The sequence below is a fragment of the Pseudomonas sp. NPDC089534 genome (genome assembly GCF_044749305.1).
Classification (GTDB): Bacteria; Pseudomonadota; Gammaproteobacteria; order Pseudomonadales; family Pseudomonadaceae; genus Aquipseudomonas; species Aquipseudomonas ekonensis.
The window spans coordinates 1-25,820 of record NZ_JBIVHR010000086.1 but is presented as its reverse complement, the minus strand read 5'-3'; the positions used below and the strand labels follow the sequence as shown (position 1 = coordinate 25,820).

26 protein-coding genes, 1 tRNA gene and 1 pseudogene are annotated in these 25,820 nt (G+C 61.6%); 20 read left to right on the top strand and 8 right to left on the bottom strand.

Annotation, left to right across the window (positions count from 1 at the left end; translation table 11 throughout):
* Positions 1-487: 487 nt before the first annotated feature.
* The 4 genes from ACIP0B_RS22350 to ACIP0B_RS22335 are packed head-to-tail and all read left to right on the top strand — an operon-like array spanning position 488 to position 6,062.
* Positions 488-3,319 (top strand): xanthine dehydrogenase family protein molybdopterin-binding subunit, encoded by a 2,832-nt coding sequence (locus ACIP0B_RS22350; RefSeq protein WP_400836092.1) that lies wholly within the window; start codon positions 488-490, stop codon positions 3,317-3,319.
* Complete coding sequence (locus ACIP0B_RS22345) at positions 3,312-3,851, top strand: (2Fe-2S)-binding protein (protein ID WP_400836090.1); 540 nt, start codon at positions 3,312-3,314, stop codon at positions 3,849-3,851. The genes ACIP0B_RS22350 and ACIP0B_RS22345 overlap by 8 nt, the downstream gene beginning before the upstream one ends.
* 2 nt (positions 3,852-3,853) lie before the next feature.
* A complete protein-coding gene (locus tag ACIP0B_RS22340; RefSeq protein ID WP_400836088.1) occupies positions 3,854-5,089 on the top strand; it encodes a c-type cytochrome in 1,236 nt (411 codons plus the stop codon).
* Position 5,090: 1 nt separating this feature from the next.
* Positions 5,091-6,062, top strand: a complete 972-nt coding sequence (locus ACIP0B_RS22335) for an XdhC family protein (RefSeq protein WP_400836086.1) — start codon at positions 5,091-5,093, stop codon at positions 6,060-6,062.
* A gap of 62 nt (positions 6,063-6,124) precedes the next feature.
* Here the strand turns inward: ACIP0B_RS22335 and ACIP0B_RS22330 are convergent, their stop codons facing one another.
* Positions 6,125-7,408 carry an NAD(P)/FAD-dependent oxidoreductase gene (locus ACIP0B_RS22330; protein WP_400836084.1) on the bottom strand — a complete coding sequence of 428 codons (1,284 nt, stop codon included), beginning with the start codon at positions 7,406-7,408 and terminating at the stop codon, positions 6,125-6,127.
* A gap of 183 nt (positions 7,409-7,591) precedes the next feature.
* Between ACIP0B_RS22330 and ACIP0B_RS22325 the strand changes: the two genes are divergently transcribed.
* Together ACIP0B_RS22325 and ACIP0B_RS22320 are read left to right on the top strand one after the other, a co-directional pair.
* A tRNA-Val gene (locus tag ACIP0B_RS22325) sits at positions 7,592-7,668 on the top strand.
* Positions 7,669-8,127: 459 nt separating this feature from the next.
* Positions 8,128-8,583: a DUF2214 family protein gene (locus tag ACIP0B_RS22320; protein WP_400836082.1), complete on the top strand. Its 456-nt coding sequence runs from the start codon at positions 8,128-8,130 to the stop codon at positions 8,581-8,583.
* Positions 8,584-8,783: 200 nt separating this feature from the next.
* Here ACIP0B_RS22320 and csrA read toward each other — a convergent pair whose 3' ends face one another.
* Positions 8,784-8,978: a carbon storage regulator CsrA gene (csrA, locus tag ACIP0B_RS22315; protein WP_003179932.1), complete on the bottom strand. Its 195-nt coding sequence runs from the start codon at positions 8,976-8,978 to the stop codon at positions 8,784-8,786.
* A 250-nt stretch (positions 8,979-9,228) separates the two neighbouring features.
* Here csrA and ACIP0B_RS22310 point away from each other — a divergent pair, with 250 nt between their 5' ends.
* On the top strand, positions 9,229-9,597 hold the full coding sequence (locus ACIP0B_RS22310; RefSeq protein WP_400836080.1) for an SPOR domain-containing protein: 369 nt from the start codon (positions 9,229-9,231) through the stop codon (positions 9,595-9,597).
* 86 nt (positions 9,598-9,683) lie between these two features.
* On the top strand, positions 9,684-10,595 hold the full coding sequence (locus ACIP0B_RS22305; protein ID WP_400836078.1) for a siderophore-interacting protein: 912 nt from the start codon (positions 9,684-9,686) through the stop codon (positions 10,593-10,595).
* A 54-nt stretch (positions 10,596-10,649) separates the two neighbouring features.
* On the opposite strand, the gene ACIP0B_RS22300 is transcribed toward ACIP0B_RS22305, so the two are convergent.
* The 3 genes from ACIP0B_RS22300 to ACIP0B_RS22290 all read right to left on the bottom strand — a co-directional run bounded on the left by ACIP0B_RS22300 (position 10,650) and on the right by ACIP0B_RS22290 (position 12,881).
* Positions 10,650-11,339, bottom strand: a complete 690-nt coding sequence (locus ACIP0B_RS22300; protein WP_400836076.1) for an endonuclease — start codon at positions 11,337-11,339, stop codon at positions 10,650-10,652.
* A gap of 4 nt (positions 11,340-11,343) precedes the next feature.
* On the bottom strand, positions 11,344-11,613 hold the full coding sequence (locus tag ACIP0B_RS22295) for a DUF1654 domain-containing protein (RefSeq protein ID WP_400836074.1): 270 nt from the start codon (positions 11,611-11,613) through the stop codon (positions 11,344-11,346).
* Positions 11,614-11,792: 179 nt separating this feature from the next.
* A complete protein-coding gene (locus tag ACIP0B_RS22290) occupies positions 11,793-12,881 on the bottom strand; it encodes an asparaginase (RefSeq protein ID WP_400836072.1) in 1,089 nt (362 codons plus the stop codon).
* Between the two features lie 353 nt (positions 12,882-13,234).
* Between ACIP0B_RS22290 and ACIP0B_RS22285 the strand changes: the two genes are divergently transcribed.
* The 8 genes from ACIP0B_RS22285 (at position 13,235) to ACIP0B_RS22250 (ending at position 20,867) form a co-directional block, all read left to right on the top strand.
* Complete coding sequence (locus ACIP0B_RS22285) at positions 13,235-13,690, top strand: hypothetical protein (protein WP_400836070.1); 456 nt, start codon at positions 13,235-13,237, stop codon at positions 13,688-13,690.
* Between the two features lie 199 nt (positions 13,691-13,889).
* Positions 13,890-14,846, top strand: coding sequence for a sugar ABC transporter substrate-binding protein (locus ACIP0B_RS22280; RefSeq protein WP_400836068.1), 957 nt, complete (start codon positions 13,890-13,892; stop codon positions 14,844-14,846).
* A gap of 54 nt (positions 14,847-14,900) precedes the next feature.
* Complete coding sequence (locus ACIP0B_RS22275; protein WP_400836066.1) at positions 14,901-16,454, top strand: sugar ABC transporter ATP-binding protein; 1,554 nt, start codon at positions 14,901-14,903, stop codon at positions 16,452-16,454.
* The gene (locus ACIP0B_RS22270) at positions 16,451-17,428 is read left to right on the top strand and encodes an ABC transporter permease (protein ID WP_400836064.1); all 978 of its coding nucleotides are present in this window, start codon (positions 16,451-16,453) and stop codon (positions 17,426-17,428) included. Before ACIP0B_RS22275 ends, ACIP0B_RS22270 begins: the two co-directional genes overlap by 4 nt.
* A gap of 3 nt (positions 17,429-17,431) precedes the next feature.
* Positions 17,432-18,451, top strand: a complete 1,020-nt coding sequence (locus ACIP0B_RS22265; RefSeq protein WP_400836062.1) for a LacI family DNA-binding transcriptional regulator — start codon at positions 17,432-17,434, stop codon at positions 18,449-18,451.
* A gap of 24 nt (positions 18,452-18,475) precedes the next feature.
* On the top strand, positions 18,476-19,393 hold the full coding sequence (gene rbsK, locus ACIP0B_RS22260) for a ribokinase (protein ID WP_400836060.1): 918 nt from the start codon (positions 18,476-18,478) through the stop codon (positions 19,391-19,393).
* Complete coding sequence (gene rbsD / locus ACIP0B_RS22255) at positions 19,390-19,794, top strand: D-ribose pyranase (RefSeq protein ID WP_400836058.1); 405 nt, start codon at positions 19,390-19,392, stop codon at positions 19,792-19,794. Before rbsK ends, rbsD begins: the two co-directional genes overlap by 4 nt.
* Before the next feature lie 44 nt (positions 19,795-19,838).
* Positions 19,839-20,867, top strand: coding sequence for a nucleoside hydrolase (locus ACIP0B_RS22250; RefSeq protein WP_400836056.1), 1,029 nt, complete (start codon positions 19,839-19,841; stop codon positions 20,865-20,867).
* A 34-nt stretch (positions 20,868-20,901) separates the two neighbouring features.
* Here ACIP0B_RS22250 and ACIP0B_RS22245 read toward each other — a convergent pair whose 3' ends face one another.
* Positions 20,902-21,114, bottom strand: coding sequence for a hypothetical protein (locus ACIP0B_RS22245; protein WP_400836054.1), 213 nt, complete (start codon positions 21,112-21,114; stop codon positions 20,902-20,904).
* 132 nt (positions 21,115-21,246) lie between these two features.
* On the opposite strand from ACIP0B_RS22245, the gene ACIP0B_RS22240 reads away from it, so the two are divergent.
* Together ACIP0B_RS22240 and ACIP0B_RS22235 are read left to right on the top strand one after the other, a co-directional pair.
* On the top strand, positions 21,247-21,552 hold the full coding sequence (locus tag ACIP0B_RS22240) for a hypothetical protein (RefSeq protein ID WP_400836052.1): 306 nt from the start codon (positions 21,247-21,249) through the stop codon (positions 21,550-21,552).
* Positions 21,553-21,719: 167 nt separating this feature from the next.
* Positions 21,720-22,037, top strand: coding sequence for an I78 family peptidase inhibitor (locus tag ACIP0B_RS22235; protein WP_400836050.1), 318 nt, complete (start codon positions 21,720-21,722; stop codon positions 22,035-22,037).
* A gap of 70 nt (positions 22,038-22,107) precedes the next feature.
* Here ACIP0B_RS22235 and ACIP0B_RS22230 read toward each other — a convergent pair whose 3' ends face one another.
* Positions 22,108-22,320: a cold-shock protein gene (locus tag ACIP0B_RS22230; protein ID WP_085577457.1), complete on the bottom strand. Its 213-nt coding sequence runs from the start codon at positions 22,318-22,320 to the stop codon at positions 22,108-22,110.
* 291 nt (positions 22,321-22,611) lie between these two features.
* Entirely contained in the window at positions 22,612-22,914 is a 303-nt protein-coding gene (locus ACIP0B_RS22225) for a hypothetical protein (protein ID WP_085631467.1), read from the bottom strand.
* A 371-nt stretch (positions 22,915-23,285) separates the two neighbouring features.
* Between ACIP0B_RS22225 and thrS the strand changes: the two genes are divergently transcribed.
* Together thrS and infC are read left to right on the top strand one after the other, a co-directional pair.
* Entirely contained in the window at positions 23,286-25,208 is a 1,923-nt protein-coding gene (gene thrS, locus ACIP0B_RS22220) for a threonine--tRNA ligase (protein WP_085631469.1), read from the top strand.
* Positions 25,208-25,758: pseudogene (infC, locus tag ACIP0B_RS22215) on the top strand (translation initiation factor IF-3). Before thrS ends, infC begins: the two are co-directional and overlap by 1 nt.
* Positions 25,759-25,820 lie beyond the last annotated feature (62 nt).

The following is a 25,820-nucleotide window of genomic DNA, read 5'->3' as shown; positions in this document are numbered from 1 at the left end:
TACCGGCCTGTCACGCCGGGGGTCGCGGGTTCGAGTCCCGTCCGCTGCGCCATATCTGTTTCGAGGACTACTGAACGCCTTGAAACGCCGAAAGAGCCATAGGCTGATTCGGATCGATAACAAAGACCCTGGTCGAAAGACCGGGGTTTTTTGTGCCTGAAATTTGTCCCTTCCTCTTTTCCCTCTCTGGCGCCATCCCGCCTATAACGCCAATCCCGGTGGGAGCGAGCCTGCTCGCGATAGCGTTCTTCCAGTCGATGCAAATGCAGAATGGCCCGGCGCCTTCGCGTGCAGATTTTTTGATTCTTTAGTCAATTTTTTGTGTCCAGTTGTTTGCTGCGCGCGCAGAAACCTTTAAAGTTAACCTTTCGGTCAGCTTTGCATGCTCGTCACAGCCCTTCGCTTCGCCAGAAAGGGCTTCTGCAAGACTCGAGATTTCCCGTAGATAACCAGAAGGGCGGATTCATAACCGCCCAAAGGATGATCCATGTCCAACCGTGAAATATCCCGGCGTTCGTTCCTTCAGGGCGGGCTGGTAGCCGGCGTGAGCGTCACGCTCGCGCCGCTCGGCAGCCCGGCAATGGCTGCCTTGATGGAAAACAGCGTGACGGTGCCGTCCGAGCAGTGGCTCGGCCACAACGGCAAGGCGCGCCAGCGCAACGATGCCTTGTCCAAGGTCTGCGGCAGCAAGGTCTTTGCCCGCGACATCCGCGCCAAGGACATGCCGGGCTGGCCTCACCAGCAAGGCCACGCCATGCTGCTGAAAACCATCAAGGCCGACCGCATCTATGACGGTTACGACCTGTCGTGGCTCGGTGCCGAGCTGCAGCCTGACCGCATCGTCACCGCCGCCGACCTGGACAAGGACGGCATCGTGTTTCCGGAAGAGCACGCCCCGGATCCGCTGCTGCCGCCGGGCAAGGTACCGATGTTCATCGGTCACCCCGTGGCGATCCTGATCTGGAACGACTTCGAGCGCTTCCGCCAGGCCAAGGCCAAGCTCAAGTTCAATGACAAGGCGATCCGCTACGGCGCCCAGGTACCGTATTACGAAGGCGACCCTTACGGCAGTTTCCGCTATGTGCGCGTCGGCGGGCCGACCTCGGCGGACGAAGACGAATTCGCCAGCCTCAAGGACTCGATCCTGTTCCCGATGCTGCGCAACCGCCGTCCGGTCTGGAACGCCCAGCCGAACCTGCACGGCAACCTGACCGAGCGCGGCCTGTTCTACGCCGAGCGCATGAAGCAGCAGATCGACACGCCGCCGGACAACTGGCTGGTGTTCGACGAACGCTACAAGACGCCGTCGATCGAGCCGGCCGCCATGGAGCCGGACAACGGCAACGGCTGGTACGACCCGGCGACCAAGACCCTGCACTTCGTGGTCGCCACCCAATGCCCGCTGGAGACCGCCACCGAGACCGCGAAGATGATTGCGCCGTCGCGCTTCGGCCTGGCCCATCTCAACATGCACCCGGGCTACACGGTGGGTTACGGCTCCAAGGACCACAACATTTTCGTCTACTACGCAGCCTTGGCCGCGCTGTACGGCGCCGGTGTGCCGGTGCGCCTGGCCAACGACCGCTACGAGCAGTTCCAGAGCGGCATCAAGCGCCACCCGTTCGACATCCGCTACCAGTTGGCGGTGGACAAGGACAACCACAGCTTCAAGATCTTCCGCGCCGAGATGAGCGTCGACGGCGGCGGGCGCATCAACTACAGCCCATCGGTGGCGGCAGTGGGCGCCACGGCGGCGCAGTCGATCTACTACATGCCGCAGAACGACCTGCAGGTCACCGCTTACCATTCCCGCGCCGTCGAAGCCGGCTCCATGCGCGGCTACGGCACCTTGCAGAGCATGGCCTCCACCGAAATGATGGTCGATGAAATCGCCGGCCGTCTCGGTGTCGATGCCATCGACCTGCGCCGCAAGAACGCGTTGCGCTCGGGGATGAAGAACACCCAGGGCGCGATCCCGGCCGGGGCGCTGCGCCTGCACGAGATTCTCGACAAGGCTTCGCTGCACGAAGTCTGGCGAAACCGCGACGCGATCAAGAAGCAGCGTGAGGCGGCGGATCCGGACAACTGGTACGGCGTCGGCTTCGCCATCTGCCAGAAAGACTTCGGCACCGGTTCCGAAGCGCCGATGGCGAGCATCGAGTTCACCGCCGACGGGCGCATTTCCCTGCGTCACATCGGCATCGAGATCGGCACCGGCATGTCCACTTCGCAGGCGCTGGTGGTGGCCGATTTCCTCGGCAGCCCGGCCCACGACGTGAAGACCGGCGAAACCGAATGGAAGGAAATGCAGCTGGTCACCGCCGGCAACCCTTACATCATGAGCCAGGCCGAGCAGGACAACTTCCTGCGCAACCCGCGCTGGGTCGGCAAGCTGGCGTCGGCCTCGTCGGCGACCAACTCCGCGTACTACTTCAGCCATGCCACCCGCGAGGCGGCGCGTGTGCTGTTCAACCATGGCCTGTGGCCGGCGGCGCTGGAGATCTGGCGTCAGGGCCCGTATGGCGGCCAGGCCAACCCTTACGTGGTGCGCCGCGAAGATGCGCATTGGGTCGACGGCAAGCTGACCGCCAACGGCATGCAGCCGCTGAGTTTCGAAGAGCTGGCCCGGCGTGCCCACGAGCGCGGCCTGGTGACCGGTGCGACCGTGCACGGCTTCAACCGCTGGAGCTGGGCCGAGGCCGAGTTCAGCATCGACGGCGTGCGTGAGCGCCTGCCGCTCGACGGGCTGGCGGTGAAGTACGGCGACGGTGCGCCGAGGGCGAAACAGGCGCAGATGACCAGTGCCGGTTTCCATCTGCTGGATCGGCAGAACGTCGCTTATCCGGTCGTTCAGCTGAACAACGCGGCCGTGACCTATTACAGCCCGGTCGCGACGCTGGTGGAGCTGAAGGTCAACAAGGGCTCGGCTGAAGTCGAAGTGCTCAACCACCATTCGTGGCTCGAGTGCGGGCGGGTGCTGGTGGAGGAATTGGTCAAGGGCCAGCTCGAAGGCGGTATCGCGATGGGCATCGGCCACGCCTTGATGGAGGAGATGCCGTTGTACGAAGGTGGGCCGGGGGAGGGTGACTGGAACTTCAACCGCTACCGCCTGCCGATGGCGCGTCACGTGGCGGTGTGGAAACAGACGGCGGAGATCCTGCCGCCGCTGTCGCCGAGCGACCCGTCCAAAGGCATCGCCGAGGTGGTGATGATCCCGGTGGTCGGCGCCATCGGCAACGCCGTGGCCCATGCCATCGGCAAACGTGTCCGCGACCTGCCTATCACCGCTGCCCGCATCAAGGAGGCCCTCAATGGCTAACCGTCCGCTTCAACTGACCCTCAACGGTCAATCCGTAGGTCCGGTGGACATCCCTGATGACCTGCCGATGATCGACTACCTGCACGAACACGAGAACCTGACCGGTTCCCGCCTGGGCTGCGGCCAGGGCATCTGCCATGCCTGCGTGGTGATCGTCGACAACCCGGACGGCACCAGCGAAGAAGTGCGCACCTGCATCACCGGTGCGCATTATTTCGAGGGCAAGAAAGTGCGCACCATCGAAGGCCACGCCAAGCGTGACGAGCAAGGGCGCGTCACCGAGCTGAACCCGATCCAGCAACGCTTCGTCGATGAGTTCGCCTTCCAGTGCAGCTACTGCGCGCCAGGCTTCGTCAACGCCGCGACGGTGCTGGTGGAAAAGCTTCAACGCCAGCCGGTGGTAAAGAGCAAGCTGGAACAGGTCATCGAGGACAGCCTCGGTCATCACGTCTGCCGCTGCACCGGGTACGTGCGTTACTACAACGCCACCCGCAACGTGCTGACCGATCTCGGCCTGGTCAAGGAGGGTTAAGCATGAAGCACATATTGACCCGCCTGGCCCTGGCGGTCGGGCTGGCTGCGCCGGTGTTCCTGGCTCAGGCCGATGATCAGGCCAAGCGCGGCGAATACCTCGCCCGCGCCGCCGACTGCATGGCGTGCCACACCGCACCGGGAGGAGCGCCGTTCGCCGGCGGGCTGCCGATCGTGTCGCCGTTCGGCACGATCTACGGCACCAACATCACGCCGAGCAAGGAGCACGGCATCGGCCTCTACACCGATGACGAATTCTTTGCCGCGCTCACCGAAGGCAAGCGCCGTGACGGCGCCAACCTGTACCCGGCGATGCCGTACACCTCGTATCACCTGATGCCGCGTGCGGACTCGGATGCGATCCACGCGTACCTGAAGACCATCGAGCCGATCGAACGTCCGGCTCCGGTGACGGCCCTGAGCTTTCCGTTCAACGTGCGCCTGGGCCTGACCGGCTGGAACATGCTTTACGGCAAGGACGTGAAGCTGGAATCCGCTGAGGGCAAAAGCGAGGCCTGGAAACGCGGCCAATACATGGTCGACGTCCTCGGCCACTGCGGCGAGTGCCACACGCCGCGCGGCCTGCCGGGTGCGATGCAGCAAGACAAACGCATGACCGGCGGCATCCTCAACGGCTATCTGGCGCCGAGCCTGCTGGCCACCGATCTGGCGGCGCGGGGCTGGAATCACCAGGATCTGAGCGCGTTCCTCAAGCACGGCATGAGTGCCCAGGGCACGATGTTCAACGAGATGTTCCCGGTGTTCCACAACAGCACCCAGGGCCTGAGCGATCCGGACCTGGCGGCGATGGCGACGTTCCTGCTCGGCGATCAGCCGCCGAAGGCCAAAGAATTGGTCGAAGTGCCGCTGGACAAGCTCAGCCCGAGCGCCCGGCGCGGTCGTCAGGAATACCTGAACGTCTGCGCCGGATGCCATGCCCCCGACGGCGAAGGCAAGCCGCACATCGCGGTGGCCATGCGCGGCAACACCACGCTGCGCCTGGAAGATCCGCGCAACCTGCTGCGGGTGATCGATGACGGTATCGGCGAGCAGAAGTTCGCCGGGTTCGAGCACATGCAGCCGATGCCGGGCTTCGCCGAAAAACTCAGCGCCGAGCAGCTCACCGACCTGCTGAATTACCTGCGCGAAGGCTGGGGCGGTCAGGCAGGGGATCTGGCCGTGAGCGATGTGAGCAAGCTGCGGGTCGACGTGCCTTCCGTCGAGCACAAGGCGCACTGACATGCAGCATCTCGATCTGCAAGTCGTGCGCCGGGCGCTGGAGTGGTCGGTGGCCGGCCAGCGCCTCTGGCTGTGCACGGTGCTGGCCACTTACGGCTCGGCGCCCCGTGCGCCGGGTTCGTTGCTGGCGGTGAGCGACAGCGGCCAGTGGATCGGTTCGCTGTCCGGCGGATGCGTCGAGGAGGACTTTCTTGAGCGGGTCGCCGAAGGCGCGTTTCTCGAGGCGGTCAATGTGGTGCGTTACGGGGAGGGCGATGATCCGCGTTCGCGGGTCAGCCTGCCCTGCGGCGGCATTCTCGATGTGCTGGTAGAGAAATTTGACGCCGGCTGCGACGTGCAGGCGCATTTGCGCGAGTTGGAGTCGGCGTTGCTGGGGCAACGCCGACTGATCCGTGAAGTCGATCTGGCGAGCGGGGCGCGCACTGTGTTTGCCGACAGTGAACAGGGGGCGCGGATTGAGCGCGAGATCGACCGGGTGAGGATCCGCATCGGCGCCGCCCAGCGCCTGTTGCTGGCGGGCTATTCCAGTGTCGCTCAGGCGTGCGCCGAGTTTGCGGTCGGCCTCGGCTTCGAGGTGATCCTTTGCGACCCGCGTGACGAGGTGCTGGAGGGTGTGGCGCTCGATGGCGTGGAGATCCGCCGGCAATTGCCGTCGGTGTTCATCGCCGAAGGCGGCTGCCATCGCGACACGGCGGTGGTGGCGTTGACCCACGATCCGCGGATCGACGACCTGGCGATGATGGAGGCGGTGCGCACCGAGGCGTTCTATATCGGTGTGATGGGGTCGGTGCAGACCTCGCAGAAGCGTTTCGAGCGCTTGCGCCGGATCGGCGGGTTGGGCGAGCCGGAACTCGCGCGGATCCATGCTCCCATCGGGCTCAACCTGGGCAGCAAGACACCTGCCGAGATTGCCCTGGCGGTGCTTGCCGATATCCTGCGCATTCGCAGCGGCATCGCTCGGGACAGCCTCTGAAACAACTGCGGCGAGGGAGCAAATGCCCTCGCCGCAATTGTTTCTGTCGTCAGGTATTGGGGTCAGACGCCCAGCTTGTCGCGCAACCCGTAGTACCAGGCGCCCAGCGCCGCGAACGGCGTGCGCAGCATCTGGCCGCCGGGGAACGGATAGTGAGGCAGGTCGGCGAACGCATCGAAGCGCTCGGCCTGGCCGCGCAATGCCTCGGCCAGCACCTTGCCCGCCAGGTGCGTGTAGGTCACGCCGTGGCCGCTGCACCCTTGGGAGTAATAGATGTTGTCGCCCAGGCGTCCGACCTGCGGCAGGCGCGACAGCGTCAGCAGGAAGTTGCCGGTCCAGGCGTAATCGATCTTCACATCCTTGAGCTGCGGGAAGGCCTTGAGCATTTTCGGGCGGATGATCGCCTCGATGTTGGCAGGATCCCGGGCGCCGTACACCACGCCGCCACCGAAGATCAGGCGCTTGTCGCCCGTCAGGCGGTAGTAGTCCAGCAGATAGTTGCAGTCCTCGACGCAGTAGTCCTGCGGCAGCAGCGACTTCGCCAGTTCCTCTCCGAGCGGTTCGGTGGTGATCACCTGGGTGCCGCAGGGCATCGACTTGGCCGCCAGCTCCGGCACCAGGTTGCCGAGGTAGGCGTTGCCCGCGACGATGATGAACTTCGCTCTGACCTTGCCTTGCGGCGTGTGCACCACGGGATTGGCGCCACGCTCGATGCGCACGGCAGGCGACTGCTCGTAGATCGTGCCGCCCAGGGACTCCACGGCAGCCGCTTCGCCCAGCGCCAGGTTCAGCGGGTGGATGTGGCCGCCGCTCATGTCGAGCATGCCGCCGACGTATTGGTCGCAGGCCACCACTTCGCGGATACGGCGCTGGTCGAGCAATTCCAGTTGGGTGTGGCCGAAGCGTTCCCACAGGCGTTTCTGTGACTCCAGGTGGCCCATCTGCTTGGCCGAGAGCGCGGCGAACACGCCGCCGTCCTTCAAATCGCATTGGATGTTGTACCGGGCAACGCGCTCACGAATGATCCGGCCACCCTCGAAGGCCATCTGACCGAGCAGTTGCGCCTGTTTCGGGCCGACAGTGCGTTCGATCACATCGATGTCGCGGCTGTAGCTGTTGACGATCTGCCCGCCGTTTCGGCCCGAAGCGCCGAAGCCGACCTTGGCGGCTTCCAGCACCGTCACGCGAAATCCGTTCTCCAGCAGGAACAGGGCAGAGGACAGCCCCGTATAGCCAGCGCCGATCACACAGACATCCGTCTCCACGTCATCCTGCAGGGCCGGGCGGGCCGGTGCGGCGTTGGCCGACGCAGCGTAATAAGACTCTGGGTAAGGGGTGTTCGCCATCCTGCTGCCTCTGTTTAATATATTTTACGAGTGGGACGATCCTACCCGGTTTGAAAAACCTCCGCCAGCCACCGGAAAATCTTCTTTATCGGGGCGAAATTAAAAATTTTGCATATTCATAGGGTTAGGTGAAAAAAAGGTGTTGACACCCCTCCGGAATTCCGTAGAATGCCGCCTCACAGCAGGCACGTAGCTCAGTTGGTTAGAGCACCACCTTGACATGGTGGGGGTCGTTGGTTCGAGTCCAATCGTGCCTACCAAACAAAATCCGCTCTGCTGGGCGGTACAGGAAGGGCCCACCGAAAGGTGGGCCCTTTTTCGTTGCCTGCGATTTTATGAGGCGTTTTCTCGGCCCCTTTGCTCTTGCATGCAATTCGCAAAAATGTGCACCGACTTTGTGCCTTTTTGCCAAGCGTCCTTGAAAAACATGTGGATATTTAATGGGTTACGGTTTTTTTTAACCGACCGGTTATCAAAAATACGTTGTTACAGCTCGTATAATTCAGTAACATTCGTCCCGCGTTCACCACCACGGTTTATGCATTTTTAAATCCCAAGCTTCCATCAGCTGCTTGGGATTTTTTTTGCCCGCGATTTGCCTCCCTTCCTTTCTGAAGTTCCCGAAAGTCTTTCCGCAGCCATTGGCTCCGGGCGGATCTGCCCATTTTCAGCTACTACTGTCTGGCCGACTGACAAGGCTGCCTGACAGGAGTGTGTCGATGCTGGTTCATTGGTTTCTCGCCGCGGTTCATTTGCTGGCTGTCTCCTTGGGGTTCTGGGCTGTCCTGACCCGAGGGACGGCATTCAGTCGCCTGGCCGCCGGAGAGGGGGCTGTGGGGCGCGTGTTGCTCGCTGACAATCTGTGGGGGATCTCGGCACTGGTTCTGCTGGTCAGCGGAGGCGTGCGCGCGTTTGGCGGCTATGAGAAGGGCACTGACTACTACCTGCACCAGCCGCTGTTCCATCTGAAGATGACGCTGTTTGTGCTGATCCTGCTGCTGGAACTGGCGCCGATGGTGACATTGGTCAAGTGGCGCATCGCGCTGGCGCGCGGCGGGGCGCTCGACTCAGGGCGCGCCAGGCTGTTCGCGCGCATCAGTCATGCCGAAGCGTTGCTGCTGGTGCTGATGGTGGTGGCGGCAACCGGGATGGCGCGAGGGGTGGCCTTCGGTTGAAGTGGCGGGTTCGCTATGGCTTAAGGGAAATGTCTGACATTCAGCCTTGAGTGGAACGGGTAGTATCTGTCGGGGCAAGGGAGGGGAGGGGGAAACGACATGGCAGGCGCCGTGACCAATGAAGCAGAGGCAATACGGCGCTGAATCTTTAGCCAGTCATCACACGGAGGCAGCGGACTGGCTAGTGACTGCGGCAGGGCTCAAGGGGTTTGTGGCTTGTCCGGAGCGGTCAGGCCAGCCTGGATGCGCTGATAGATCTCTTCACGGTGAACCGCAACGTTCTTTGGTGCGTTGATGCCGATTCGAACCTGTTGGCCGCTGACACCGAGGATGGTGATCGTAATGTCATCGCCAATGTTAATGCTTTCACCGACTTTGCGGGTGAGTATCAGCATGGTGTTCTCCTTGATTGCTTTGTAGGGCACCTGATTCAGACAGTGCAGAGGTCGGTGGTACGTATAGATTAGTGCGAAGTCTCGCGGTTTGGGTGCATCTTTCTGACGCGCAGACGAGGCATTAATTCCCAGCGCGTAACTATACAGGGGCCGCAATCATCAATCTCGTTGTTTTGTGGTGATTTTGCGGCGTTCGTGAAGTATTCGCGAATGTTAAGATTCCGCCTTTGAGAATTCCGAGGGAAGCGTTGTGCGCAAATTGGTCTGGATCGTCGCGGCATTGGCATTGGCGGGCTGTGGAGAAGGGAAGGATGCAGGTGGGCAAAAGCCGCAGTCGGCCGAAGTGCCGGCACCGGCAGTCGCCCCGGCGGCTCAGTGGGATCTGGAAGTGCGCGGTGAAACCACTCAGGCGGTCAGCGACCTGAGCGGCTGGTTGATCGAGCACGCCTTTATTCCCAATGTCATCAAGGACGGCAACGGCAAGACCCGTATCCTGCTGGGCCCATTCAACTCCAAGGCCGAAGCCGAGGCGCGCCAGGCGGATCTGAGCGCGGCACTGGTCAAGGCGAAGAAACAGAACATCGAGTCGCTGATCATCGAGCGTAATGCGGCGCAGTGACTGATCCGTTTGGCGGGGCCGGGTAAAGGAAGTTCTGTCTGACTCGTTTTCAAGGAGTCACCGACGATTTCCAGAAGGAGCGATCCATGGCCTCCGCCAATCCCTACAGGCTGTTCGATGTCGAATTGCGCAGCAAAGTCCAGCTGACTCCGCATCTGATGAGGGTCACGCTTGCCGGTTCTGCGGTCACAGAGATGGCGACCTGGGCGCCCGACCAGCGGGTGAAGCTGTTTTTCCCGGCGGCTGACGGTTCGCCGTCGAAGTTGTCTCAGGGGGAAGGTTGGTACAGCCGTTTTCGTGCGATGCTCGCCGATCGGCGTCCGGCGATGCGTACTTACACCATCCGCCATCTGCGTGCGGAACTGGGTGAGGTGGACATCGACTTTGTCCTGCATGGGGAAACGGGGCCGGCATCGCGCTGGGCGCTGAGGGCGCAGCCGGGAGCTTCCATGCAGATACTGGCGCCCGACAGGCGATTCTCGGCCGAAGAGGCCGGGGGATTCGAATGGAAACCTCCTCGGGTGCTCAGGCAGGTTCTGCTGGTCGCCGACCCGACCGCGCTGCCGGCGGCCATGGGGATTCTGGATCAGTTGGTGTCGCTTGCGGAGCCGCCGCAGGTTCAAGCCTTTTTCGAAGTCGACAGCGCTGAGGACATGCTCCCCGTTCCCGATTGGCCGGGGCTTTCGGTGCAGTGGCTGGTCAGGGAGCAAGCAGGCGCCGTCGTGGCGGGTGCGCTGATGGTGGAGGCGGTGCGGCAGGCGGCATTGCCGGTCGATTCGTCGCTGGCGGGGCAGGCGGTCGAGCTGGCCGATGTCGACATCGACGAAGAGATTCTCTGGGAAATCGCCGAAACCGCCGCCGAAGGCTTTTACGGCTGGGTCGCCGGTGAATCTGCCGCCGTCATGAGCCTGCGCAGGCACCTGATCAAGGAGCGCGGCATTCCTCGCGAGTCGCTGAACCTGATGGGCTACTGGCGTTACAACAAGGCCGGCAGTTGAGCATGAAAAAGGCCTCGGGCAACAAGCGCGAGGCCTTTTTTCTTGCGTGATCGGTCAGCCGCACGCTTTCAGGTTCACCGGCCCGACGAACTCGTTGCCGCGCCCCATTACGCACGCCACGCTCTGGTTGCGCTGCCGTTCCCAGTCCTGCACCGGGTAGGTCTTGTCCCACGCCTCATACAGCTGGCGATCCTGCTTTGACAGCCGCAGGCCGTACTGTTTGCTCATGTAGAAGTACGTTCGGGCGATCATGCCGCGGATCGATGGGCGGGGCATGACTTTCTTGGCCTTGAAGTCGACCTGGGTCAGGCAGGCGCCGTACTGGCCTTTCTGCACCGGCAGCCAGCCATAGCTGAAGTTGCTGCGATCGCCATTGACCTCACCGATGCTGGGCACCAGGTTGTGCAGGTCGGCTTCCGCCTTCTGATAGGACGGATCGTAGCGGGTGCAGTTCTTGCGTCCGCCTTCCTGCCAGCACTGGCGCTGATGACCGAATTCCCAGGCCGGGACAATGTGTTCCCATTCGATGCGGGATGCGCGTTTGGCGTTTTTGCGTGGCACGTAGCCGCACGCGGCGAGATCGACCTTGTTGCCGGTGTACTTGCAGCCGCAATAGAACTCGGTCGATTGCGGGGCGTAGAGCTTCCAGGCGACCTTCTTGGCTTCGGTGAAGGTGCGTGGCGCGCCGGCCTGGGCGCCAAGGGAAATGAACAGCAACAGCAAGGCAAAGCAGCGGACACTCATCGAATCAGTCTTCCTTCGGCACAACCCAGAAAATCTGCACGCCGCCATCGTCGCGATAGGCGAGGGTGACGTTGTCGTTTTCGTCGATCTCTTCCAGCAGGCGCTCCCATGCGTCCACCGGCTCGTCCGGTAGGCGAAAGATCAGTGCGGCTCTGGCATTCTGTGCGGTGGGGGCGTTGATGATTTTTTGAATGCGCATGCCCATGCGTTCGTAAGCGTCAGGAGCATCAGGGGAGGTGGCCACGAGGTTATCCTTATAAGGCTGTACGTGCATACAGTATTTAACTGTAGGCAATTTCGCAACTGCTTAAAATTCAAGAGGATCCTCTGACAACGGTTTTCCGTTTTTTGCAGGGTTCAGGAGATTTTTTTTGCTGGCGAGGGCGGCACCGCCCGCCATGAAGGCGGGTGGTGCGCAGGGGCCCGGTCGGGATTCGCTCGGGCGAGGGTGAATCAGTATTCCCAGAACATCCGCTGCAGCTCTTTGCTGTCGTTGGTCTTGGTCAGTGCGACCATCGCCAGGATGCGGGCTTTCTGTGGGTTCAGGTCATGGGCGACGACCCAGTCATATTTGTCGTCGGGCTGTTCGGCATTGCGCAGGACGAAACCGCCGGCATTGACGTGGGAAGAGCGAATGATCTGAACGCCGTCCTTGCGCAGTGCCTGCAGGGTCGGAACCACGCGTGAGGATACGGAGCCGTTGCCGGTGCCGGCATGGATGATCGCTTTGGCGCCGGCCTGAGCCAGGGCCTTGTAGGCTGTGTCGCTGACATTGCCGTAGGAATAGGCGATTTCTACATCAGGAAGGCTCTTGATGTTCTTGATGTCGAACTCCGAGTCCATGGTGTGGCGCTTGGCCGGCAGGCGGAACCAGTAGGATTTGCCCTCGACAACCATGCCCAGCGGGCCCCAAGGGCTCTTGAAGGCTTCGGTCTTGATGTTGATCATTTTGCTGACGTCGCGACCGGACTGGATTTCATCGTTCAGCGTCACCAGCACGCCTTTGCCGTGGGCTTCCTTGCTGCTGGCGACAGCCACGGCGTTGTAGAGGTTGAGCATCCCGTCCGCCGACATGGCGGTGCCCGGACGCATGGAGCCGACGACGATGATCGGCTTGTCGGTCTTCTCGACCAGGTTCAGGAAGTAGGCGGTCTCTTCGAGGGTGTCGGTGCCGTGGGTGATGACGATCCCGTCGACATCCTTGCTGTCGGCCAGTTCGGATACGCGACGGCCCAGTTGCAGCAGGTTTTCGTTGCTGATGCTTTCCGATGCGATCTGCATGACCTGTTCGCCGCGCACGTTCGCCAGTTTGCTCAGCTCCGGAATGCCGGCGATCAACTGTTCGACGCCGACTTTGGCGGCCTGGTAGGTGGCGCTGTTGGCCGCGCTGGCGCCGGCGCCGGCGATGGTGCCGCCGGTGGCAAGCACCACGACATTGGCCAGCTTGGCCTGGGCTTCGACTTCTTTGGCCTGGAGGGCGGTCGGCAGGAGCATGAGGAGGGCCAAGGCGCCCGGAATCAAAGTGTTGAAAGCAGACTTCATTATTTTTTCTCTCTAGTAGTGAGACGGTGCTGATGCAGGTTCATCTAGATGCGCCCCAGACCCATCTGAAAGCCGGGGGTGCTGGAGGGGAGCAGGATCTGTACCAGCGGCACTCTGCTTGAGGGAAATGTTTAACCTGATGATTTACATCAACATTTTTTTGATGAGTGAAAAAAGGTCAGGTTGTTGGATCCGGTTTTCCGAACAGCGTTGGCGTTCGCGTTCGGCTCTCCGAAAAGGACTACAGGACAGATCGAAACCAGGAGGTGGCGGGACCTGCGGTCTGTGCTAAAGAAATGGGCCGGTTGGCCGATGGTGCTTACACAAGGAATCCATTCTTCTCAGGAGTTCACATGTCGATGACCATCGGTTTCTCAAATCCCAGTGCAGTCACCATCGGCGGGAAAACCCCGGCCATGATCGCCAGCCTGAACGAGGCGGCGGACGAAAATTCGGAGCAGGCGCTGGGGCAGGCAGAAGACGACGGCAAGGTCAGAACCGGCGGCGCAGCGCCGAGCGAGGACAAGGAAGACGCTGGCGACACCCATAGCCTTGTCGTCAAGATGCTGCTCAAGCGGATGCAGGAACTGCAGAAGCAAATGCAGCAACAGCAACAGCAACTGGCCGCCGCGCAAGCCGCCAGCTATCCCACGCCTGAAGCCAAATCCACCGCCGTCATGGCTATCCAGGGGCAGATCTCGGGCACCGCCGCCGCGATTGCGCAGGTCGCCGGCGATCTGGCCAAAGAGTTGGCCAAAGAGCTGGAGAAAGCGACGGGAAGCGGCAATCTGGTTAACACCACGGTGTGATGTCGCGGGCGGTTGAGGTTATTCGCCCTACAAAAAAAGCAGATTCCCAGTCGTTGACAAATCTCGGCAGGGTTCGCATAGTTCGGTCTACGCAAACGTTTGCGCGGCATTCCCGGTAGCGTATTCGCCTTCTGGAGCGCCGCGAAGCTTACGTCAGCGCAAGCGTTGCTCACAATAATCATAAGATCGGAGTGAACCCATGAAGCTGCCATTTGCCGGACGCCTTCTCGCTGTCGCCATGCTGGCTGCCGCATCCACCGCACTGCCTGTCTCTTCGGCTTTCGCCGAGTCTCCCGAAAAACCCAAGGTCGCACTGGTCATGAAGTCCCTGGCCAACGAATTCTTCCTGACCATGGAAGACGGCGCCAAGGCCTACCAGAAAGAACACGCCGCCGATTTCGACCTGGTCTCCAACGGCATCAAGGACGAAACCGACACCGCCAACCAGATCCGCATCGTCGAGCAGATGATCGTCTCCAAGGTCGATGCGCTGGTCATCGCCCCGGCTGACTCCAAGGCCATGGTGCCGGTGATCAAGAAGGCCGTGGATGCCGGCATCACCGTCATCAACATCGACAACCAGTTGGATCCGGCCGTCGTCAAAAGCAAGAACATCAACGTGCCGTTCGTAGGGCCCGACAACCGCAAGGGCGCTCGCCTGGTCGGCGAGTACCTGGCCAAGCAACTGAAGGCCGGCGACGAAGTCGGCATCATCGAGGGCGTCTCCACCACGACCAACGCCCAGGCCCGCACCGCAGGTTTCAAGGATGCGATGGAAGCGGCGCAGATCAAGGTGGTGTCGCTGCAGTCGGGTGACTGGGAAATCAACAAGGGCAACCAGGTCGCTTCCTCGATGCTCAGCGAATACCCGGAAATCAAGGCGCTGCTGGCCGGCAACGACAGCATGGCCGTCGGTGCGGTGTCGGCCGTGCGGGCCGCCGGCAAGGCCGGGCAGGTGAAGGTGGTCGGTTACGACAACATCAATGCCATCAAGCCGATGCTCAAGGACGGTCGCGTGCTGGCGACAGCCGATCAGTTCGCGGCCAAGCAGGCCGTGTTCGGCATTGAGACTGCGCTGAAGATCCTCAAGGGCGAGAAAGTCGACAGCGGCGCCAACGGCGTGATCGAAACGCCGGTCGAACTGGTCACCCAATAGTTTTCGGCGACACAATGGCGCCTGCCGGTTCCGGCGGGCGCATGGAGATTCCTTATGTCTGTTTCCGCCCCGAACGCTGTCCTCTCGGTCAGCGGCATCGGCAAGACCTATGCGCAGCCGGTGCTTTCCGGCATCGACCTGACGCTGATGCGCGGTGAAGTCCTCGCGCTGACCGGCGAGAACGGCGCCGGCAAGAGCACCCTGTCGAAGATCATCGGCGGACTGGTGACGCCGACCGCCGGCCAGATGCAGTTCCAGGGCAAGGCCTATTGTCCCGGCAGCCGCACTCAAGCGGAAGAGCTGGGAGTGCGCATGGTCATGCAGGAGCTCAATCTGTTGCCGACCCTGTCGGTGGCGGAAAACCTGTTTCTCGACAACCTGCCCAACCATGGCGGCTGGATCAGCCGCAAGCAGCTGCGCAAGGCCGCCATTGAGGCCATGGCCCAGGTCGGGCTGGACGCCATCGATCCGGACACCCTGGTGGGGGAGTTGGGCATCGGTCACCAGCAAATGGTCGAGATCGCCCGCAACCTGATCGGCGATTGCCATGTGCTGATCCTCGACGAGCCCACGGCGATGCTGACGGCCCGCGAGGTTGAAATGCTATTCGAGCAGATCACCCGCCTGCAGGCCCGGGGCGTCTCGATCATCTACATTTCCCATCGCCTTGAGGAGCTGGCACGGGTCGCTCAGCGCATTGCCGTGCTGCGTGACGGCAATCTGGTCTGTGTCGAACCGATGGCCAATTACGACAGCGAGCAACTGGTCACCCTGATGGTCGGCCGGGAGCTGGGCGAGCATATCGACATGGGCCCGCGCCAGATCGGCGCTCCGGCGCTGACGGTCAAGGGTCTGAGTCGCTCCGACAAAGTGCGCGATGTTTCCTTCGAAGTGCGGGCCGGCGAGATATTCGGCATTTCCGGGTTGATCGGAGCGGGGCGCACCGAGTTGCTGCGTCTGATCTTCGGTGCCGATGCCGCCGACAGCGGCACGGTCGCGCTCGGTTCGCCGGCGCAAGTGGTGAGCATCCGCTCGCCGGTCGATGCGGTGCGCAACGGCATTGCCTTGATCACCGAAGACCGCAAGGGCGAAGGGCTGCTGCTCACTCAGTCGATCAGCGCCAACATCGCACTGGGCAACATGTCGGAAATTTCCCGTGGCGGTGTCGTCAACGACGGCGACGAAACCGCTCTTGCGCAGCGGCAGATCGGCGCCATGCGCATCCGCAGTTCGGGCCCGGCGCAACGGGTGTCCGAACTGTCGGGCGGCAACCAGCAGAAGGTGGTGATAGGCCGCTGGCTGGAGCGTGATTGTTCTGTGCTGCTGTTCGATGAGCCGACCCGCGGCATTGACGTCGGTGCCAAGTTCGACATCTATGCATTGCTCGGCGAGCTGACGCGCCAAGGCAAGGCGCTGGTGGTGGTGTCCAGCGACCTGCGCGAGCTGATGCTGATCTGCGACCGCATCGGCGTGCTGTCGGCCGGCCGCCTCATCGACACGTTCGAGCGGGACAGCTGGACCCAGGATGACTTGCTTGCCGCCGCGTTCGCCGGCTACCAAAAACGTGATGCGTTGCTCAATGAAGCGGCGCCTAGGGATCTCCCATGAAAACTGCATCTCCCGCCGGTATCCGTAGTGGCAACCTTTATGGCTTGGGCACCTACCTGGGGTTGGCCGGGGCCTTGCTGGCGATGGTTGCGCTGTTCTCGGTCATGAGCAGCCACTTTCTCTCCTACAACACCTTCAGCACCTTGGCGAACCAGATTCCCGATCTGATGGTGCTGGCCGTGGGCATGACTTTCGTGCTGATCATCGGCGGCATCGATCTGTCGGTCGGCTCGGTGCTGGCGCTGTCGGCCTCCACCGTCAGCGTCGCGATCCTCGGCTGGGGCTGGAGCGTTTTGCCGGCTGCCCTCCTGGGCATGGCGGTGGCTGCGTTGGCGGGCACGGTGACCGGTTCGATCACCGTCGCCTGGCGGATTCCGTCGTTCATCGTCTCGCTCGGCGTGCTGGAAATGGCCCGTGGCCTGGCGTATCAGATGACCGGCTCGCGAACCGCCTACATCGGCGATGCGTTCGCCTGGCTGTCGAACCCGATCGCTTTCGGCATTTCGCCATCGTTCATCATTGCCTTGCTGGTGATCTTCATTGCTCAGGCGGTGTTGACGCGCACGGTGTTCGGTCGCTACCTGATCGGCATCGGCACCAACGAGGAGGCCGTGCGCCTGGCCGGCATCAATCCCAAGCCCTACAAGATCCTGGTGTTCACCCTCATGGGGCTGCTGGCCGGCATCGCTGCCCTGTTCCAGATCTCGCGGCTGGAAGCCGCGGACCCGAACGCCGGTTCCGGTCTGGAGCTGCAAGTGATCGCCGCCGTGGTGATCGGCGGCACCAGCCTGATGGGCGGGCGTGGTTCGGTGATCAGCACCTTCTTTGGTGTGCTGATCATTTCCGTGCTGGCGGCCGGTCTCGCGCAGATCGGTGCGACCGAACCGACCAAGCGGATCATTACCGGAGCCGTGATCGTCATCGCCGTGGTGTTGGATACGTACCGCAGCCAACGTGCTGCACGGCGGGGCTGACGCATGGCAACGATCAAGGATGTGGCGGCACTTGCGGGGATTTCCTACACGACCGTGTCCCATGTCGTGAACAAGACCCGGCCGGTCAGCGAAGAGGTGCGCCTGAAGGTCGAGGCGGCGATCAAGAGCCTCGATTATGTGCCCAGCGCCGTCGCGCGCTCGTTGAAGGCCAAGACCACGGCCACCATCGGTTTGCTGGTGCCCAACAGTCTCAACCCGTACTTTGCCGAGTTGGCGCGGGGGATCGAGGACTACTGCGAGCGCAACGGCTATTGCGTGATCCTCTGCAACTCCGATGACGATCCGGAAAAGCAGCGCAATTACTTGCGGGTATTGCTGGAGAAGCGCATCGACGGCCTGATCGTCGCTTCCGCCGGCGGTGACGACGGGCTGGTTCAGGGACTGTCCGGCGTGAAGACACCCATGGTGATCGTCGACCGCGGCCTGGATGGCGTGGATGCGGACCTGGTGCGCATCGACCATGAATACGGCGCCTACCTCGCCACCCGTCATCTGCTGGAGCTTGGCCATCGCGACATCGCCACCATCGGCGGGCCGGTCAGCACCAGTGTTGCGAAAATGCGTCTGGCCGGTTTCCGCCGGGCGATGGACGAGGCGGGGGTGGAGGTGGCGTCCGGACGCGTACTGGAAAGCGACTTCACCAGCACCGGCGGCTACAACGCGGCGGCCCTGCTGCTCGAGGGCAATCCACCCACGGCGATCTTCGCCGGCAACGACATGATCGGCATCGGTGTGCTGCGGGCCGCAGCGGAGCGCAACATGCGCGTGCCCACCGAGCTGTCGGTGATCGGTTTCGACGACATCCAGATGAGCCGGTACGTTTACCCTGCGCTGACCACGGTCGGCCAGTCGATCCTGCAGTTGGGGGAAATGGCGGCGGAAGTGCTGCTGCGCAGGATCGCCAGCCCGAACCTGGCCACCGACCAACGGATCGTCACGCCGAGCATCGTCTTGCGCGAGTCGACGGCCCCCCTGTTCGGCGTGTTCACCGAATACCGCTGAAACCGAATTGATGAGTAGCGACGTATGTCAGCAAATGTAGTGGTAATAGGCAGCCTGAACATGGACCTGGTGACCCGTGCGCCTCGATTGCCCCTTGGCGGCGAGACCCTGATCGGCCATTCGTTCGCCACCGTGCCTGGCGGCAAGGGCGCCAATCAGGCGGTGGCGGCCGCCCGGTTGGGGGCGGCTGTGGCGATGGTCGGTTGCGTCGGCAACGATGCGTATGGCGCGCAATTGCGTGATGCGTTGTTGGCCGAACGGATCGATTGCCGGGCGGTCAGCGCGGTCGCGGATTCCAGCGGCGTGGCGCTGATCGTGGTCGATGACAACAGTCAGAACGCGATCGTGATAGTGGCCGGTGCCAACGGTGCGTTGACTTCGGCTGTGGTGGACCGGTTCGATGACGTGCTGCAGGCGGCCGATGTGGTCATCTGCCAGCTGGAGGTTCCGGACGCCACGGTCGGTCACGCCCTCAAGCGTGCCCGGGCGCTCGGCAAGACCGTCATCCTCAACCCGGCACCTGCCAGTCGGGTTCTCCCGTCGGACTGGTACGCCTCCATCGACTATCTGATCCCCAACGAAAGCGAGGCGGCGATCTTGAGCGGGCTGCCCGTGGATTCGCTGGAGGCGGCAGAGCGGGCGGCGAGCCATCTGATCGGCCTGGGTGCGGGCAAAGTGCTGATCACTCTGGGCGCTCAAGGGCTGTTGTTCGCCAGCGGCACAGGCTTCGAGCATTTCCCGGCGCCCAAGGTCAAAGCCGTCGACACCACGGCGGCGGGCGACACATTTGTCGGCGGTTTCGCCGCGGCGCTGGCGCGCGGCGAGTCCGAAGCTCAGGCCATCCGCTACGGCCAGGTCGCCGCGGCGTTGTCGGTCACCCGCGCTGGCGCACAGCCGTCCATTCCCACACGTTCCGAAGTACAGGCATTCAAATCCTCATGAAAAAGACTCCGCTGCTCAATGTCGCCCTGTCGCGGCTGATCGCCTCACTCGGTCATGGCGACATGCTCGTGATCGGGGACGCCGGCTTGCCGGTTCCCCCCGGTGTCGAACTGATCGACCTGGCGCTGACCCACGGCGTTCCGGATTTCGTCGGCACCCTCAAGGTCGTGCTCAGCGAAATGCAGGTGGAAAGCCATGTGCTGGCCCAGGAGATTCTCGAAAGAAGCCCCGCGCCTCTGCTCGCCCTGAACGAACTGAGCGATTCGGGGGCGCTGGGTCGGCGCGATCTGCTCAGCCATGAGCAATTCAAGGTGCTCAGCCGCCAGGCGCGGGCGGTTGTCCGTACCGGCGAATGCCAGCCGTACTGCAATATCGTACTGGTGGCCGGGGTCACGTTCTGACGGGTCGTCGACCCATTCGATTTCACATGCACAAGGAGTGCGCCATGCGCCGCTATGCTAAAAAACTGCCTCAACTGTTCCGGAGCCTGCTGCTTTTGTCCCTAATGACCGCGACCGGCGCCCAGGCGGCGGAAAAGATCGACCTGATCATCGACACCGATCCGGGTGCCGACGACGTGGTTGCCCTGCTGTTCGCCCTGGCGTCGCCGGATGAACTGAACATTCGCGCATTGACCACCGTGGCGGGCAATGTGCGTCTGGACAAAACCTCGCGTAACGCCCGTCTGGCCCGCGAATGGGCGGGACGCGAGGATGTGCCGGTGTATGCCGGCGCGCCGAAGCCGCTGATGCGCACGCCGATCTATGCCGAAAACATCCATGGCAAGGAAGGCCTGTCGGGTGTCGCCGTCCACGAGCCGAAAAAGGGCCTTGCCGAAGGCAATGCGGTCAACTACCTGATCGACACGCTCAAGAAGGCCAAGCCCCACAGCATCACCATCGCCATGCTCGGCCCGCAGACCAACCTGGCGTTGGCGCTGGTCCAGGAGCCGGAGATCGTCCAGGGCATCAAGGAAGTGGTGATCATGGGCGGCGCGCACTTCAACGGCGGCAACATCACCCCGGTGGCGGAGTTCAACCTGTTCGCCGATCCCCAGGCGGCCGAGGTGGTGCTCAAGAGCGGCGTGAAGCTGACCTACCTGCCGCTTGACGTCACCCACAAGGTGCTCACCAGCGACGCGCGGCTGAAGCAGATCGCGGCGCTGAACAACAACGCCAGCAAGATCGTCGGCGACATCCTCAACGAATACATCAAGGGCGACATGGAGCACTACGGGATTCCGGGTGGCCCTGTGCATGACGCGACAGTGATCGCCTACCTGCTTAAGCCTCAGCTGTTCACCGGCCGTTCGGTGAATGTGGTGGTGGACAGCCGTGAAGGGCCGACTTTCGGTCAGACCATCGTTGACTGGTACGACGGCCTGAAACAGCCGAAGAACGCGTTCTGGGTGGAAAACGGCGATGCCCAGGGCTTCTTCGATCTGCTGACCGAGCGCCTGAAGCGCCTGAAGTAAGTGACGCGCCCGCAGGCTTCACGCTTGCGGGCCTTCATTCCCTCTCGCTGTCCGCAGTGCCCTGGAAGTCGTCCGGGTACTTCTCGAATACCTGAGTGATGAACGATCGGGCGCCTTGCGTGCCGAGTGTCCTGACCAGCAGGTCGATGCTGATCAGCGCGAGCTCTTCGGGACTGCCCGGGCTGTAGGAACTGTGCCCCTGAGGCCAATGGGCCTTTATGTCGGCGGTGATGCTTACGGAGGTCATGGCGGGCCTTGGCGATGGGGTAGGTCGGAGCCTTGAGTAAATCATGTTGCCAGGCGTTTGGCACTGCGACTTAGGCATGAATGCGGGCCTGTGCGACACTTGGTCGTTTCCGTCTGAATCAAGGATTGCACCGTGCAGATCGATTTGAATGCTCCCGATGGCTTGACGCTTGAGTCTGTGCGACGGTTGCTGGCCGGGGCCAGTGACGATGTGCACACCCAGTTGCGAGTGACCAAAGGAGGGATGGCCTACATTTCCTCGGGTGTGACGGGTGGGCAGGACATCGACGGTCTGTCGTTCCGTCTTGAGACATGGGCCAAGGGATCGGGGTGCGTCGGGCGTGTGGCCGCGAGCGACGACGTCTGGGTGATGCAGATCTACAACGCACTCAAGGATAACTGGCCGAATCCACCGTTCGACTACATTGACGTCTACTGAGGCCGGTTAATATTCAGTCACGATTGCGTGCTGAAGCATTTGCCGTTGTTCAGGCAAACTCGGCGCCGTTGTGATCGTGGAGGAGGGTGTGCGCTTTCTCTCCGTGAAACCAAACGCAGGATTGGTGGTCGCACGATCTCGATACAACCATTGGAAAAGGAGGCTTCATGCCTATTAAATTCATGTCGCTGGGCGCTCTCGCGGCCATTGCCATGCTGGCTGGTTGCAGTTCGACCTCAAGCGAGTCGGCCAAGGATCCTGTAGCCGGCGAAACCGGCCATGGCCGCTGCGAGGCGTCGGGCGCAGAATTTGCCATCGGCAAAAAGGCCTCGCCCCAGCTTCTGGATCAGGCCCGTACCCGAGCCGGTGCGCAGAGCGCGCGGTTCCTCAAGCCAAATGACATGATCACTCTGGAATACCGTTCTGACCGGCTGAACCTGAACACCGACAACGATCTGGTCGTCACCCGCGTCAACTGCGGCTGATCACTGCGACTTTTGCGGCAGGCATAAAAAACCCCGTCACATGGACGGGGTTTTTTTGTGCGCCGGGAAATTACTCTGGGCGAACTTGTGCAGCTTGCATACCCTTTTGGCCTTTCTCAGCCACGAAGGATACGGCTTGGCCTTCTTTCAGGCTTTTGAAACCGTCAACTTCGATAGCTTTGAAGTGTACGAACAGGTCGTCACCGCCACCTTGAGGAGTGATGAAGCCGAAGCCTTTTTCATCGTTGAACCATTTGACGGTGCCGGATTGGCGATTAGACATGGTGTATCTCCAAGAAACATATATTTTCAGTAGTACTGTGCTGCTCAGGCCAACTGGGCACACCGGGGTATCATAGTCGAAATGTTCGCTTTGGTAGCCCCCCGCGGGGGCTGTTTGCCAATCAGTCGTGTTTTCTTTGCAGGCTGTTTCGGCTGGAGGCCCCGGTTTGAAAGGCTTTCAAACGCTTTTGGGGGTCAGTAAAAAACCTGTAAAACCTGCACGAAACAGGCGGAAAATCCTTGTTGGCGAGCCTTTTTCCGGTGCTTGGCGGGCATCAGGCGTCCTGTTCCGTCACTTTTTCGCCGGGACGTTGGCCTTGCATTTGGCGATCTGGCCCAAGGCTTTCTGTTGCAGCTCCTGGCTGGCCTTGTTGTCCATCAGGGCCTGGATGTCGCTGGCCGGGTAGGATTTGATGGCATCGGCGCCGCAGGCGCAATGGGACTTGGCGGCCGCCGCACCGATCTGCGGTGTTGCCGCCTGGGTGCACTGCGCCATGTATTTCTCGCGCTCGCCTTTCGGCCAGTCGGCATGGGCGCTCAGCGGCAGCAGCAGAACTACGGGGGCGAGAGCGGCGAAAAGGGTGTGCAGACGCATGCGAAGATGCTCCTTGTGGGTCAATGTCTTGTCATCTGATGGGCGAAGGGCGGATCAAGTTCATCACTCTGGCATAAAAACGGACGATCTGCTCTGGATTGCAGCCCCGAAGCGTCCGCAACCGTTCATCTGTGCTAGGATGCCGGGCTCGGGCGGTCGCAGGCTCCGAAGGGCCTTCGGCTCCGGTCGGTGCGCCCCCCGTACTTTCTGTTTGAATCCCAGTCACTCTGGTTCGGTTTTCCGGTTGGCCGCAAGGCTCCTGCCGCTGTAAGGCAGGCGTTCATCATTGAATGGCCTGGATCGGATCTTGTACTGGCTCATCCCAACCCACGTGACCTTTGGTAGGGGTCACCACTAGGAGAGGAGGCGCCATGCCAACTATTACTCTTCCCGACGGCAGTCAACGTTCTTTCGATCACCCGGTTTCCGTAGCCGAGGTCGCCGCATCCATCGGCGCAGGCCTGGCGAAGGCCACCCTGGCCGGCAAGGTCAACGGTCGGCTGGTCGACGCTTGCGACATCATCGACAGCGACTCGACGCTGCAAATCATTACGCCAAAGGATGAAGAGGGGCTGGAGATCATTCGCCACTCTTGCGCCCACCTGGTTGGCCATGCGGTCAAGCAGCTGTACCCGACCGCCAAAATGGTCATCGGCCCGGTCATCGACGAAGGCTTCTACTACGACATCGCCTTCGAGCGTCCTTTCACGCCTGAAGACATGGCTGCCATCGAACAGCGCATGCAGCAGTTGATCGACAAGGACTACGACGTCATCAAGAAGGTCACTCCGCGTGCCCAGGTGATCGAAGTGTTCAAGTCCCGCGGCGAAGACTACAAGTTGCGCCTGGTCGAGGACATGCCGAACGAGCAGGCCATGGGCCTGTACTATCACGAAGAATACGTCGACATGTGCCGTGGCCCGCACGTGCCGAACACCCGTTTCCTGAAGTCCTTCAAACTCACCAAGCTGTCCGGCGCCTACTGGCGCGGCGATGCCAAGAACGAGCAGCTGCAGCGTGTCTACGGCACGGCCTGGGCGGACAAGAAACAGCTGGCCGCCTACATCCAGCGCATCGAAGAAGCCGAAAAGCGTGATCACCGCAAGATCGGCAAGCGCCTCGGGCTGTTCCACACCCAGGAAGAAGCGCCGGGCATGGTGTTCTGGCACCCGAACGGCTGGACGCTCTACCAAGTGCTTGAGCAGTACATGCGCAAGGTGCAGCGCGACAACGGCTACCTCGAGATCAAGACACCGCAGGTCGTTGACCGCAGCCTGTGGGAAAAGTCCGGGCACTGGGCCAACTACGCCGACAACATGTTCACCACCGAGTCGGAAAGCCGCGACTACGCGATCAAGCCGATGAACTGCCCGTGCCACGTGCAGGTGTTCAACCAGGGCCTGAAAAGCTACCGCGAGCTGCCGATGCGCCTGGCCGAGTTCGGCGCCTGCCACCGCAACGAGCCGTCCGGTGCGTTGCACGGCATCATGCGCGTGCGTGCGTTCACACAGGACGACGCGCACATCTTCTGCACCGAAGAGCAGATGCAGGCCGAGTCCGCCGCGTTCATCAAGCTGACCATGGATGTCTACGCCGACTTCGGCTTCAAGGACATCGAGATGAAGTTGTCCACCCGTCCGGAAAAACGTGTCGGTTCCGACGAGCTGTGGGATCGCGCCGAGTCGGCGCTGGCGGCGGCGCTCGACAGCGCGGGCCTGCCTTATGACCTGCAGCCGGGCGAGGGCGCGTTCTACGGTCCGAAGATCGAGTTCTCGCTCAAGGACTGCCTCGGTCGCGTATGGCAGTGCGGCACCCTGCAGCTCGATTTCAACCTGCCTGTGCGCCTCGGCGCCGAGTACGTTTCGGAAGACAACAGCCGTAAGCACCCGGTGATGCTGCACCGTGCGATCCTCGGTTCCTTCGAGCGTTTCGTCGGGATTCTGATCGAGCACTACGAAGGTGCATTCCCTGCGTGGCTGGCGCCGACGCAGGCGGTGATCATGAACATCACCGACAAACAGGCGGATTTCGTCGCCCAGGTCGAAAAAACTCTCAACGAAAGCGGGTTTCGTGCCAAGTCCGACTTGAGAAATGAAAAGATCGGCTTTAAAATCCGCGAGCATACTTTGCTCAAGGTTCCATATCTCTTGGTTATTGGGGATAAGGAAGTCGAGATGCAGACTGTCGCTGTGCGTACTCGTGAAGGTGCAGACCTCGGCTCGATGCCGGTCGCCCAGTTCGCCGAGTTCCTCGCGCAAGCGGTTTCCCGGCGTGGTCGCCAAGATTCGGAGTAATTATTATTAAGCGTGAAATGAGACAGGATAAACGAACTGCACCGAAGGCCCCGATCAACGAGAATATCTCGGCACGCGAGGTTCGGTTAATTGGCGCTGACGGCGAGCAGATTGGCATCGTCTCGATTGATGAAGCGCTTCGTATAGCTGAAGAAGCCAAGCTTGATCTGGTGGAAATCTCCGCCGACGCCGTCCCTCCGGTTTGCCGGGTGATGGACTACGGCAAATCGATCTTCGAAAAGAAGAAGCAGATTGCTGCGGCGAAGAAGAACCAGAAGCAGATTCAGGTCAAAGAAATCAAGTTTCGTCCAGGGACGGAGGAAGGGGATTACCAGGTAAAACTACGCAACCTGGTACGTTTCCTGAGAGACGGGGACAGGGCCAAGGTTTCCTTGCGATTCCGCGGCCGTGAGATGGCCCACCAGGAGCTGGGGAAGGATCTCCTCAAGCGGGTCGAACAAGACCTACTCGAGTACGGATCGGTCGAACAGCATCCTAAGATGGAAGGACGCCAGCTATCATGGTCATCGCCCCGAAAAAGAAGAAGTAATCAACAGGGCACGGCAGGCCTTCTGATTATGTTTATCCACTGAATGCGGAGTATCCGAACAT

Coding starts and splice junctions, on each gene's coding strand:
- ACIP0B_RS22275 (WP_400836066.1), top strand. CDS start 14,901: ATGTCTGTTTCCGCCCCGAACGCTGTCCTCTCGGTCAGCGGCATCGGC.
- ACIP0B_RS22335 (WP_400836086.1), top strand. CDS start 5,091: ATGCAGCATCTCGATCTGCAAGTCGTGCGCCGGGCGCTGGAGTGGTCG.
- ACIP0B_RS22280 (WP_400836068.1), top strand. CDS start 13,890: ATGAAGCTGCCATTTGCCGGACGCCTTCTCGCTGTCGCCATGCTGGCT.
- ACIP0B_RS22295 (WP_400836074.1), bottom strand. CDS start 11,613: ATGCACGTACAGCCTTATAAGGATAACCTCGTGGCCACCTCCCCTGAT.
- ACIP0B_RS22285 (WP_400836070.1), top strand. CDS start 13,235: ATGTCGATGACCATCGGTTTCTCAAATCCCAGTGCAGTCACCATCGGC.
- rbsD (WP_400836058.1), top strand. CDS start 19,390: ATGAAAAAGACTCCGCTGCTCAATGTCGCCCTGTCGCGGCTGATCGCC.
- ACIP0B_RS22300 (WP_400836076.1), bottom strand. CDS start 11,339: ATGAGTGTCCGCTGCTTTGCCTTGCTGTTGCTGTTCATTTCCCTTGGC.
- ACIP0B_RS22330 (WP_400836084.1), bottom strand. CDS start 7,408: ATGGCGAACACCCCTTACCCAGAGTCTTATTACGCTGCGTCGGCCAAC.
- ACIP0B_RS22235 (WP_400836050.1), top strand. CDS start 21,720: ATGCCTATTAAATTCATGTCGCTGGGCGCTCTCGCGGCCATTGCCATG.
- ACIP0B_RS22305 (WP_400836078.1), top strand. CDS start 9,684: ATGGCCTCCGCCAATCCCTACAGGCTGTTCGATGTCGAATTGCGCAGC.
- ACIP0B_RS22245 (WP_400836054.1), bottom strand. CDS start 21,114: ATGACCTCCGTAAGCATCACCGCCGACATAAAGGCCCATTGGCCTCAG.
- ACIP0B_RS22265 (WP_400836062.1), top strand. CDS start 17,432: ATGGCAACGATCAAGGATGTGGCGGCACTTGCGGGGATTTCCTACACG.
- csrA (WP_003179932.1), bottom strand. CDS start 8,978: ATGCTGATACTCACCCGCAAAGTCGGTGAAAGCATTAACATTGGCGAT.
- thrS (WP_085631469.1), top strand. CDS start 23,286: ATGCCAACTATTACTCTTCCCGACGGCAGTCAACGTTCTTTCGATCAC.
- ACIP0B_RS22320 (WP_400836082.1), top strand. CDS start 8,128: ATGCTGGTTCATTGGTTTCTCGCCGCGGTTCATTTGCTGGCTGTCTCC.
- ACIP0B_RS22270 (WP_400836064.1), top strand. CDS start 16,451: ATGAAAACTGCATCTCCCGCCGGTATCCGTAGTGGCAACCTTTATGGC.
- ACIP0B_RS22250 (WP_400836056.1), top strand. CDS start 19,839: ATGCGCCGCTATGCTAAAAAACTGCCTCAACTGTTCCGGAGCCTGCTG.
- ACIP0B_RS22345 (WP_400836090.1), top strand. CDS start 3,312: ATGGCTAACCGTCCGCTTCAACTGACCCTCAACGGTCAATCCGTAGGT.
- ACIP0B_RS22225 (WP_085631467.1), bottom strand. CDS start 22,914: ATGCGTCTGCACACCCTTTTCGCCGCTCTCGCCCCCGTAGTTCTGCTG.
- ACIP0B_RS22350 (WP_400836092.1), top strand. CDS start 488: ATGTCCAACCGTGAAATATCCCGGCGTTCGTTCCTTCAGGGCGGGCTG.
- rbsK (WP_400836060.1), top strand. CDS start 18,476: ATGTCAGCAAATGTAGTGGTAATAGGCAGCCTGAACATGGACCTGGTG.
- ACIP0B_RS22230 (WP_085577457.1), bottom strand. CDS start 22,320: ATGTCTAATCGCCAATCCGGCACCGTCAAATGGTTCAACGATGAAAAA.
- ACIP0B_RS22290 (WP_400836072.1), bottom strand. CDS start 12,881: ATGAAGTCTGCTTTCAACACTTTGATTCCGGGCGCCTTGGCCCTCCTC.
- ACIP0B_RS22340 (WP_400836088.1), top strand. CDS start 3,854: ATGAAGCACATATTGACCCGCCTGGCCCTGGCGGTCGGGCTGGCTGCG.